Here is a 3891-nt window from a genome sequence, read left to right on the forward strand (position 1 = left end):
CTGGGAGCCGCCACGCCCCGCGCGGCACCGCATAACCCGTGTCACGATGCCGATGCCGGCCGCTGGCTCGCCCGCACCATTGCCGGACCCGGACTCCAGATATCGGCGCAGAGCCTCCCGCCCTCCCGGAACGAAGAGCCATTCATCAGCGATTTCAAGCAGTTCGTCCACTGTCATCCAGTCCTGCCAGTCGATCTCAACCGGGTCCGGCGCCAGAGCTTCCGACACGACGGCCTCATGCACCCCGAACCAGACGGGGCTAATCCCTGCCCGGCAAAGGAACTTGAACAGGAACCGCACCGGCACACGAACGCCCAGCTCTTCAGTCAGCTCGCGGACTGCCGCCTGCTCATACGACTCGCCCACCTCCACGGCGCCGCCGACCATCACGTCGTAGTAGCCCGGGAACCGGGACATCGTCTCGGCCCGCCGCAGCACCAAGATCCACCCCTCGCGATCACGACAGATCGTCGTTGCAATGCGATGCGGCCAGTTCTCACGCACCGCCTCATCTCGGTCGACGACCCCCAGCACGCGGTCATGCTCATCGACATGCTCAACCAGTTCACTCACGGAGGCACGATCTCAGCCCCCACCGACAACCCTGCCCGACGAGCACCCGAGGCAAGTGATCCGCACCACAGGACATCCCGCAGAATGCAACAAGCTCGAGGATCGGCGTCGCGAACGGTGCCTCGAAGAGCGACCTGCTCAATCGCCACACGAGGTCATCCGCACACGGCCTCTGCGGACACAAGCCACAGTTGCGCGATGTCGCTGCTGCAGGCCGGCGTCGACACCACGGTCATCGCGCTCTGGCTCGGCCATGCCGGCGTTCGCTCCACCGACGCCTACGTCCACGCCGACATGACCATCAAGGAGCAGGCGCTGGCCTTGACCACGCCGGTCACCGCCCGGCCGGGCCGCTATCGGCCCACCGACAAGGTTCTCGCGTTCCTCGACCGCCTGTGACTATGCCGAGGACTACTCAAAGGGTTTGCCTTAGCGGAGGGCGGGCTGCGAGTGTCGGATCGATATTGCGGGCAGTCGAAGGAGCAGGCGATGGCGCTCGTCAAGAAGGGGTCCCGACGCATCGTCGTGGGCGGCGCCACCTACCGCTGGCGCATCCGCCACAAGCCGACCTATTGCCAGGGAAACGGCTGGACTCCGCTGACGTTCGCGGTCGAGGACGCTACCGTCCCGGGAACCACTCTCGTCGTCCGGACCAACCACCCTCACCCCGGGAACTGGTTCGGCCTGACGACCAAGCCGGTCCTTCCCGCTGATGTCATCCAGGCCATCCGGACCGCAATCGCGCGAGGATGGACACCACTCGGCAGCGGACCGCCCTTCCACCTCGACGTCTCAAACGCACACCAGACAGGCGAGGACGGAACCCTCGTCAGCGAACTGTCGGCACAGTCGCGGTGTCGGCATAGGTCGATCTATGCGGATATCGGCATAGGTCGACGAGCTCGGCTACATGGAACTCGACCGCCGCGGCGCCGAACTTCTGTTCCAGGTTCTGACCGAGCGGGAGGAAAAGAACAGTGTGGCGATCGCCTCGAACGAGTCGTTCTCTGGCTGGACAAAGACGTTCACCGACCCCCGTCTCTGCGCGGCCATCGTCGACCGCCTTACCTTCGGCGGCAACATCATCGAAACCGGCACAGACTCATACCGGCTGGCAACCACCCGTGCGCGCGCTGAACAACGGTCGGTCAGCTGACCTGCTCCTGAGGACTTGATCTTCGTAGCCAACAAGTTCTATGGTCGGTGGACCCAACGTCTTCCTTCTGGAAGTGTTCATGCCTCGCCAGTCGCCGGGCGAGATCAGGACGCAGCTCCCGCAACGCCGAAGGCACTATCGGCGGGCACCCGTGATCCGCGGACTGTCCGCCTCGGCAAACAGGCAGATCGCCGTCTTCGAACGAGGCCACGGCCTCCTCTCGGGTGAAGTCGCGCACGCGTTCCGCCGGTGGAACACGTCTGTCCGCGAGACGCGGGGAAACCTCGAGCCGTTCTACGTACGCGATGACACAGACCTCCGCAAGGGTGAGTACCACGTCCGCACCCTCCTAGAGATCACACTCCACGCTCTGAGGTCCAAGGCACGACGCGAACTGAGCGCAGTCGTCGGTCCCGCAGACGAACACGTACTTGACCGCACGCTCAACAATCCCTTCGCACCCCCAGACCTCCCCTGGTGGATGCGTCGAATCGGTGTCTGAGCCCTCAGCCGTTCCTGGTTCTGACCAACATCTCCAGGCACCTCGGGCCAGCAACGCTGCCAGGACCAGCCGACATTCGTTCTTCGTTTTCACCTACGCAGCCAGCAGGGCATCCTGTACGTCCTCTACAACGACATAGCCTGGCAACTCCTCCCGCTGGAGTTGGGATTCGGCTCCGGACAGACCTGCTGGCGCCGCCTGGTCCGTTGGCAGCAGGCTGGGGTCTTTGACCGGCTGCACCGCGTTCTGCTCGCCGAGCTGAACGCGGCCGGCGAACTCGACTGGTCCCGCGCGTGTGTGGACGGCTCCCACATCCGCGCGAAAAAGAGGGGAGCCGATACCGGTCCGTCACCGGTCGACCGCCGGAAGACGGACAGCAAGCACCACTTGATCTGCGACGGCCGTGGCACCCCGCTCAAAGTCATCACCACCGCTGCCAACGTCAACGACGTCACCCAGGCCCTCGCCCTGGTCGATTGCATCCCGCCCGTTGCCGGGCGTCCCGGCCGGCCACGCCGCCGCCCCGTTTCGCTGCTCGGCGACAAGGGCTACGACTCCAACCCCACCGCGAGGAGCTGCGCAAGCGCCGGATCCTGCCAGTCATCTCCCGCAAGGGCGCCCCCAACATCAAGGGCCTGGGCAAGCTCCGTTACGTCGTGGAGCAGACTTTCGCCCTGCTCCACCAGTTCAAACGCCTCGCCGTCCGCTGGGAACGCCGCACCGAACTCCACGACGCCTTCGCCTCATTGGCCTGCAGTCTCATCTGCTGGCGACGGCTTCGGAAGCCCCGGAGCAGCTGACCGGTGTCAGGGTAGGTCAGGGCCCCCAGCGGGCTGCTTCAGAGCGTTGGTACTCTCCGCATCCAGGAGGAGGTGGGGGAGATGATTGTGGAAGCAGAACCGTCGAGCCCTCCAAGCCGCTGGTTCAGGGGAATTGGCTTTGGTGTCTTCTTCGGCGGGCTGACCGCGGTGGTGACCATTGCTGCGATTGGGAGGGCATGGGCTGCTTGTGACATCGGCAGCAGCGCAGGAGCCAACGGCATGACGTTGGTGGTTCTTGCGCCTCTCATATGGATCGCCGCTACGGTTCCGTGGGTGATCCTGCACAACACCCTCGGAAGACGTCATCGCAGGACAGCCCTAATGGCAGGGTTCATCTTCACCCTGTGGTTCATCTGGTTCCTAGTCACATGGCTCGGGATGCCGGACTCCTATCCCGCCCCGTTTTGCCCAGGCAACGTTCCACCCCTGGTGGCCGAGCTTCATCCCGGCATGACTCCAGCATGGCTTGTGAACGACCTTGGTGCCGGCAGCGGCACCCCCTCAGCAGCGCCAGCAAGATCGTGTTACGAGCTCTTACGGGATCGAATTCATTGCAAAAAGAACCGGGTTCCGCTCTTCTGGCGCATTTCGTGATCGAATCCGCCGCAAGATCGGCATCAGCGCTCGCGCCTACCGGAAGACATTCAGGGTCACAAACAACCATTTTCTTAATCTTTCGCCTCACGTACAGGCAGATGCGGCAGGTAGGTCGACTGACTTGTAATTCGCGGCCCCTGCCGGTGCAAGAGCTGATTCAACACGGGACCCGGAAGCACGCAGTCGCCGGTGTCAAACGCCGCGGCCGTGGACTGGACACCGGTCGGCCCCCCGGCCGCGAC

General features: G+C 64.1%; 3 protein-coding genes and 2 pseudogenes. 4 read left to right on the plus strand and 1 reads right to left on the minus strand.

The genetic code is table 11. The features are described 5' to 3' along the window. The coding region (locus tag ABZV34_RS37530) for an NUDIX domain-containing protein (RefSeq protein ID WP_356287194.1) at positions 1-573 on the minus strand (573 nt) is incomplete at its 3' end. Between the two features lie 84 nt (positions 574-657). Here ABZV34_RS37530 and ABZV34_RS37535 point away from each other — a divergent pair. The 4 genes and pseudogenes from ABZV34_RS37535 (at position 658) to ABZV34_RS37550 (ending at position 3646) form a co-directional block, all read left to right on the plus strand. Beyond that, on the plus strand, positions 658-972 hold the full coding sequence (locus ABZV34_RS37535) for a tyrosine-type recombinase/integrase (RefSeq protein ID WP_356287200.1): 315 nt from the start codon (positions 658-660) through the stop codon (positions 970-972). Positions 973-1465: 493 nt separating this feature from the next. Beyond that, a pseudogene (locus ABZV34_RS37540) lies at positions 1466-1729 on the plus strand (ATP-binding protein); the annotation flags it as partial. Positions 1730-2178: 449 nt separating this feature from the next. After that, positions 2179-3031 (plus strand): annotated as a pseudogene (locus ABZV34_RS37545) (IS5 family transposase). Between the two features lie 81 nt (positions 3032-3112). Continuing rightward, on the plus strand, positions 3113-3646 hold the full coding sequence (locus tag ABZV34_RS37550; protein ID WP_356287197.1) for a hypothetical protein: 534 nt from the start codon (positions 3113-3115) through the stop codon (positions 3644-3646). Positions 3647-3891 lie beyond the last annotated feature (245 nt).

This window comes from Streptomyces sp. NPDC005195, assembly GCF_040608315.1.
Classification (GTDB): Bacteria; Actinomycetota; Actinomycetes; order Streptomycetales; family Streptomycetaceae; genus Streptomyces; species Streptomyces kaempferi.